The organism is Streptomyces sp. NPDC051172, assembly GCF_040682555.1.
Taxonomy (GTDB): Bacteria; Actinomycetota; Actinomycetes; order Streptomycetales; family Streptomycetaceae; genus Streptomyces.
The window spans coordinates 85,378-91,644 of sequence record NZ_JBFBBE010000031.1; the positions used below are offsets into that span (position 1 = coordinate 85,378).

Here is a 6,267-nt window from a genome sequence, read left to right on the forward strand (position 1 = left end):
GGCCGACATGACCGAAGCACGCACCTTCACGGCGCAGGACCCGATCCGCGTCTTCCTGCTCGACGACCACGAGGTCGTCCGGCGCGGGCTGGCCGACCTGCTGGACGCCGAACCCGACATCAGCGTCGTCGGCGATGCCGAGAACGTCGCGCATGCCCTCGTCCGCGCACCCGCCGTGCGCCCCCACGTCGCCGTCCTGGACGTCCGCCTGCCCGACGGCGACGGCATCTCCGTCTGCCGGGACCTGCGCAGCCGCATGCCCGAGCTCGCCGTGCTGATGCTCACCTCGTTCGACGACGAGGACGCCCTCCTCGACGCCATCATGGCCGGCGCATCCGGCTATGTCCTCAAGCAGATCAAGGGCTCCGACCTGATCTCGGCGGTCCGTACCGTCGCTTCCGGCCAGTCCATGCTGGACCCGGCCACCACCGCCCGGCTCATGCGCTCCCTGCGCACCGAACCCGCCGAAACCCCCTCGGTGGCACCCGAGTTGGCGGGGCTGTCGCCGCGCGAGCGGGAGATCCTCGCGCTGATCGGGGACGGACTCACCAACCGTGAGATCGGCAAGCAGCTCTATCTGTCGGAGAAGACCGTCAAGAACCACATCTCCCGGCTGCTGGCCAAGCTCGGTGTGCAACGCCGTGTGCAGGCCGCGGTCCTCGCCACACACCTGGACCAGCCGGACACGGGCGACCGACCCACGCACTGATCACACCTTTCCGGACGGGACCAGAGCGACGGGGCAGTGTGCGTGCCGCACGATCGCCCGGCCGCCGGGGCCGGACAGCGCGGCCGCACTGGCGTTGCGCCGGCGCACACCGACCACGACGAGCTGCGCGCCGATGCTCGCCTCGACCAGGGAGCGGGGGCGCCGGCTCCGGACCGGGCGGGTGCGCACGGCGACGTCCGGATACTGCTCGCGCAGCCCGGACAGGGCGCGGACGGCCGCTGTCCTGTGCAGGACCACCAGATCCGCACCGCGCTCCGAGGCCTCCGCGAAGGCGAATTCGGCGGCTTCGCGGGCCCCTGGTGACTCGTCCTGCGCCAGCACGACGGGGCCGGTCCGGCTCTGCCTGCCGCACACCACCAGCACCGGGCATCCCGCACGGGCCGTCAGACGACCGGCGACCGAGCCGTGCAGGCGGTCGCGCATGCCGTGCGCCGGGCGGCTCCCCACCACGGTGAGCGAAGCGGCGCGCGAGGCGGACCCGAGCACCGTCGCCGGCTCGCCGACAAGGACTTCACGCGTGATCGCCAGGTCGGGCGCCACCCGGCGGGCCCGCCACTCGGCATCGGCCAGTGCCCGGTTCACCCGGTCCCGTAGGCCGCCGCCGTCCGGATCCCAGGGCGCCACACCGGCCGGCACCAACTCCTCGGACCACGTCAGGGCGTGCGCCAGCTCAAGACCCACTCCGCGCCGGGCGGCCTCCCACGCCGCGGCTTCCACGGCCGTCAGACCCGCCGGCGAACCGTCCACTCCCACCACGACCGGACCGTTCATGGTGCCCCTCCCCTGTCCGCAGTTTTGGCGGTTCTCAGCCTTGGCCTGCCAGGCCTTGGCCGCACTGGGCCGACGGGCCCCGGGGGCGCACCGACCGGCCCTCCCGGGGGCCCGAGCGGACCCTCAGCCGATCTCCAGTACCTCGTGCACGGGGCGTCGCGGTGTCTCCGTCCCCGCGGGCCCGTAGCCGAGGCGCAGCACCATGTGGACGAAGCCCATCGCCGAGCGTGGATCGCGGGCCAGCTCCCGCAGCTCCGCCTGCTCCAGTGCGTGGGAGGTGAGGGAGGTGGCCAGGCCGTCGAGCGTGGCCCGCAGGAGGACTCGTTCGAGCGCCTGTCCCGCGCGCAGCCAGTCGTCGGGGTGGTCGTGGTGCGTGCCCAGCAGCGCGAGGTGCGGCGTGGTCTCGAAGACCGCGACCGGGCGGCCGGGCACGGCACGACGGCCGGCGAAGTCACGGACCGGGGCGCGGCCGCCCTGCTTGCGCGGACCGAAGGCCTCCTCGGGAATGCCGTCCACGGCCGTGCCGGCGCTCTCCGCCCCGATGCGGGTCCACCGCTGCACGTCCTGGAGCCGCTCGGGGTGCAGGCTGTCGCGCCCCTCGACGTCGCGGACGTGCTCCAGCAGGGACTCCACGTGCCAGGCGTCGGGGAAGGCCAGCTGTGCACCCTCCCGGAGGGCGGCCTCGCGCAGGACGTCCCGGACCGCGGCCGGGATCGGCTTGTCCTGGAAGGGATGGCGGCTGGTGTGCCGGCGGGCGATCGCCGGGAACAGCGTCGCCAGGTCACGGTCGGGCCGGTCGCAGTCGTTGAGATGTACGACGGCGAGCAGCTCCCGGTCGGCGGGATCGGGCAGCAGGTGCACATCGACGTGCAGGCCGCTGTCGGCCGCGGCGACACGTAGGTTGAACAGCGCCGCGCCGCAGCCGATGTGCAGGCCGCGGTTGTTCGGGTCGGTGCGCGGCATGGCGCGCTCGAAGTCGGCACGCAGTTCGACCGTGCCGACCTTGGTGTGATGGCGGAATCGCCACGGCTGCGCGTTGTGCAGGGAGGGCGCGGCCGTGGCGGCGGCCACCAGGGCCGTGACGTTCGTCGTGTCGAGTGGTTGCGCCGACATGGGGCGCACCTCCCCTCGGACGGGCGGGGCGGTTCGGTCAGTGTTTGGCGAGGGTGGGGCCGTCCCCGCGCAGCACGGCCAGGCTTCGGCGGTACTGCTCCTCGTCGATCTCACCCCGGGCGAAACGCTCGGCGAGCAGCTGCTCGGGTGAGGCAGCGGGAGGGGTGCGTGGGGGCTCGGGGGCCCGGTTCAGGGTGCGGAAGAGCAGCACGGCCACGGTGATGAGCAGGGCCCACAGCAGGACCGTACTGATCGACATCGTGAACCAGCCCCACCCGTTCATGTCGTGACCGTTCCAGTACATCGCGGACCGCTTCCTCTGTCTCGGACTGCTTCTCACAGCCACCCTCACACCCCGCACGACCAGCGGGTATGGGCCGCCCGGTGACGACCCGGGACCATCCGGCCCAAGCCCGGACCCGTTCGCCCTCAGTCCCCGAGCAGCAGCCTGCCCGTCTCCCCCGGCCGCAGGCAGACCGCCCGGTCGGGCAGCCGGATGTCGATGGGCGTGCCGTCGGACGACGGCACCGCGATCTCCAGCAGACCGCGCTCCAGCCTCAGCCGCACGCCCCAGTGCTCGTGGTAGCGCAGCGCGAACCCGTACGAGGACAGCTCGGGCAGCGGCACCGGATCGAGCCACAGCGCGCCGCCCCGCGTCTCCAGACCGGTCAGTCCGCGCTGGACGAGGTCGAGGGTGCCGGCCATGGCGCCCAGATGGATCCCCTCACCGGTGGTGCCGCCCTGGACGTCGGCGACGTCGCCCCTGAGGGCTTCCAGGCAGAACTTCCACGCCTCCGTCCGCCGGGCCCGGGCCAGGACCCAGCCGTGGACCAGCCCGCTGAGCGTGGAGCCGTGACTGGTGCGCTGCAGGTAGTGGTCGACGGTGCGCCGCCACATGTCCTCGTCGAGCCGCAGGCCCAGCCGGCGGAACAGGCCCTGCAGTTCGGCCGGTGCGAAGAGATAGCCGAGCATCAGGACGTCGGCCTGCTTGGAGGCCCGGTAGCGGTTGACGGTGTCGCCCTCCGCCTCCAGGATCCGGTCGAGGCGCCGGATGTCGCCGTAGCGCTCGCGGTAGCCGTCCCAGTCGAGTTCGACGAGGTCGCCGTAGCCTTCGAACTGGCTGATGACACCGTCGTGGAAGGGCACGTGAAGAGTGCGGGAGACGTCCTCCCACTGTTCGAGTTCGCCACCGTCGAGGCCGGTGCGTTCGACGAGTTCACGCCGCCGCGGCTCGGGCAGCGACTGCACCAGTTCGAGCGTGTGCGTGAGGACCCAGGCGGCCGTGACGTTCGTGTAGGCGTTGTCGTCGAGGCCGGGCTCCGAGGCGCCGGGGTAGGCGTCGTGGTACTCGTCGGGGCCGACCACGCCTTTGATGCGGTGGCGTCCGAGCTTCTCGTCGTAGACGGCCGAGTCGGCCCAGAAGCGGGCGATCTGCAGCAGCATCTCGGCGGCCTTTGTGTTGCGGAACTCGGTGTCTCCGCTGGCCTCGCAGTACTGCCACACGTTGTACGCGATGGCCGAGCCGACGTGGTGCTGGAGCCGGGAGTGGTCGGGCAGCCAGCGTCCCGAGCGGGGGTTGAGGTGCAACTGCTGGGTCTCCTCGCGTCCGTCGCTGCCGCTCTGCCAGGGGTACAGGGCACCCCGGCGGCCCGCCGACCGGGCGGCGGTGCAGGCCTGTTCGAGGCGACGGTGGCGGTAGCGCAGCAGAGCGCGGGAGACCTCGGGGAAGTGCAGGTTGAGGTAGGGCAGGACGAACAGTTCGTCCCAGAAGACGTGTCCGCGGTAGGCCTCGCCGTGCAGTCCGCGGGCGGGTACGCCGACGTCGAGGTCGGCGGTGTGCGGGGAGAGTGTCTGCAGGACGTGGAAGAGGTGCAGCCGCAGGATGCGGCCCGCCTCCCCGTCGACATCGAGGTCGGCGCGACGCCAGAGCTGGTCCCAGGCCGTGAGGTGGGACTCGAGGAGTTCGTCGAAGCCGGGCGCCCGGGTCACCCGGTCGACGGCGGCGAAGAGCGGGTCGCTGATCGCCGGGTCGCGCGAGGTGTGCAGGGCGACCGTCTTGTCGACGACGGCGGTGTTCCCGGCGGCCAGGTCCAGGCTCAACCGCTGGACGGCGCGCGGAACTTGGTGGCTGATCGTGACGGACGTGTCTGCGGTCAGGCGGGCCGCCATGCCGATCCGGATGTCCGAGGTGCGGGTACGGCAGCGCAGCCAGACGGTGTCGGGGGCGGCGGTTCCGGTGTGCACGTGGGTGAGGTGGCGGCCGTCGAGGTCCCGGTAGCGGGGCACGCCGCTGTTGGTGACGCCACCGTCGAGGGCCGCCTCGACATCGAGCCGACCGACTCGTCCTTCCGCCCTGAACTCGGTGCGCAACGCGGCCAGATGGGGGTCGCCCATGTGCACCAGCCGTTGCTGACGCACCGTCAGCGCCCGCTCCTCGCCGAGGTCGTACTTCGTCCGGCGCTCCAGCAGTCCCGAGGACAGCTGCAGGGTCTCGCGGTGCTCGAGCACGGTCGCGGTGTCAGGTGTGAGCCACCGCCCGCCGGGGAGGCGGAAGCGCAGCGGCAGCCAGTTCGGCAGGTTGACCATGTCCTCGTTCTCGACCTGGCGGCCCGCCACGTCGGAGGTGAGCCGGTTGTAGCAGCCCGCCACATACGTGCCCGGGTAGTGCACCTCGTCCGCGGCGCACTCGGGCAGCGCTCCCCGGGTGGCGAGGTAGCCGTTGCCCAGCGTGCACAGCGCCTCCCTCAGGCGCTCGTCGGCCGGTTCGTAGCCGTCGTACTCCCAGGTCCAGCCCGTCACTTCGGTTCCCCTCGTACGACCAGTTCGGCGAGGTCGGACACGACGATGTCGGCGCCGTGCTGCAGCAGCCGCTGCCCGGTGTCCGGGCCGTCCGTGCGGTCCACGCCGATCACCAGGGCGAACCCGCCCCGGCGGCCCGCCTCGACGCCCGCCAGCGCGTCCTCCACTACGGCAGTGCGTACTGCAGGGACGCCGAGCCGGCGGGCCGCCTCGAGGAAGAGGTCCGGGCGCGGTTTGCCGTGCAGCCCCAGCCGGGCCGCCTCGCCGCCGTCCACGAGCACGTCGAAGAGATCGAGAACCCCGGCCCGGTCGAGCAACTCACCGGCGTGGCGGGACGCGGAGGCCGCGGCCCGGGGTATCCCGGCGCGGCGGAGGGCATGCACCAGCCGTACCGTTCCCGGGTACGCGTCGACGCCGTGGGTGCGCAGGCTCTCGGTGAACAGGCGCTCCTTGTCCGCGGCGACGGCACGCACGGTCTCCTCCGACGGGTCGAGGCCGCGTGCGCGGAGGAAGGCCGCGGCTCCGTCGAGTCGGGACTTGCCGTCCACGTGGCGCAGGTAGTCGTCGCGCACGTCGAAGGGGCGGCGCAGTCCCGGGTCCTGGGGCGGGTGAGCGCGCAGGTAGGCGTCGAAGGCCGTCTTCCAGGCGGCGGCATGCACCCGGGCCGAGTCGGTGATGACGCCGTCGGTGTCGAAGACGACGGCTCGCACGTCCCGCAGCACCGGTGCGGGGCTCTCCGCGGGGTGTGGCGATGTGCGGCTCCGCCGCGGGGCGTTGTCCCGTCGATCGTCCGCGGCGTCGTCGTGGCTGGTCGCGCCCCGCGGCGGAGCCGCAGACGGATACGGCCCCGCGCC

General features: G+C 72.7%; 6 protein-coding genes. 1 reads left to right on the forward strand and 5 read right to left on the reverse strand.

From position 1 onward, the window contains the following. Window positions 1–7 precede the first annotated feature (7 nt). Entirely contained in the window at window positions 8–709 is a 702-nt protein-coding gene (locus AB0N07_RS20660) for a response regulator transcription factor (protein ID WP_365836972.1), read from the forward strand. Here the strand turns inward: AB0N07_RS20660 and AB0N07_RS20665 are convergent, their stop codons facing one another. The 5 genes from AB0N07_RS20665 to AB0N07_RS20685 all read right to left on the reverse strand — a co-directional run bounded on the left by AB0N07_RS20665 (window position 710) and on the right by AB0N07_RS20685 (window position 6,135). Next, complete coding sequence (locus AB0N07_RS20665; RefSeq protein WP_365836974.1) at window positions 710–1,501, reverse strand: universal stress protein; 792 nt, start codon at window positions 1,499–1,501, stop codon at window positions 710–712. A gap of 123 nt (window positions 1,502–1,624) precedes the next feature. Then, window positions 1,625–2,614: a nitroreductase family protein gene (locus AB0N07_RS20670; RefSeq protein ID WP_365836976.1), complete on the reverse strand. Its 990-nt coding sequence runs from the start codon at window positions 2,612–2,614 to the stop codon at window positions 1,625–1,627. 37 nt (window positions 2,615–2,651) lie between these two features. Further along, a complete protein-coding gene (locus AB0N07_RS20675) occupies window positions 2,652–2,918 on the reverse strand; it encodes an SHOCT domain-containing protein (RefSeq protein ID WP_365836978.1) in 267 nt (88 codons plus the stop codon). 125 nt (window positions 2,919–3,043) lie between these two features. Next, the gene (locus AB0N07_RS20680) at window positions 3,044–5,413 is read right to left on the reverse strand and encodes a glycosyl hydrolase family 65 protein (protein WP_365836980.1); all 2,370 of its coding nucleotides are present in this window, start codon (window positions 5,411–5,413) and stop codon (window positions 3,044–3,046) included. Then, on the reverse strand, window positions 5,410–6,135 hold the full coding sequence (locus AB0N07_RS20685; RefSeq protein ID WP_365836994.1) for a beta-phosphoglucomutase family hydrolase: 726 nt from the start codon (window positions 6,133–6,135) through the stop codon (window positions 5,410–5,412). The genes AB0N07_RS20680 and AB0N07_RS20685 overlap by 4 nt, the downstream gene beginning before the upstream one ends. Window positions 6,136–6,267: the final 132 nt, after the last annotated feature.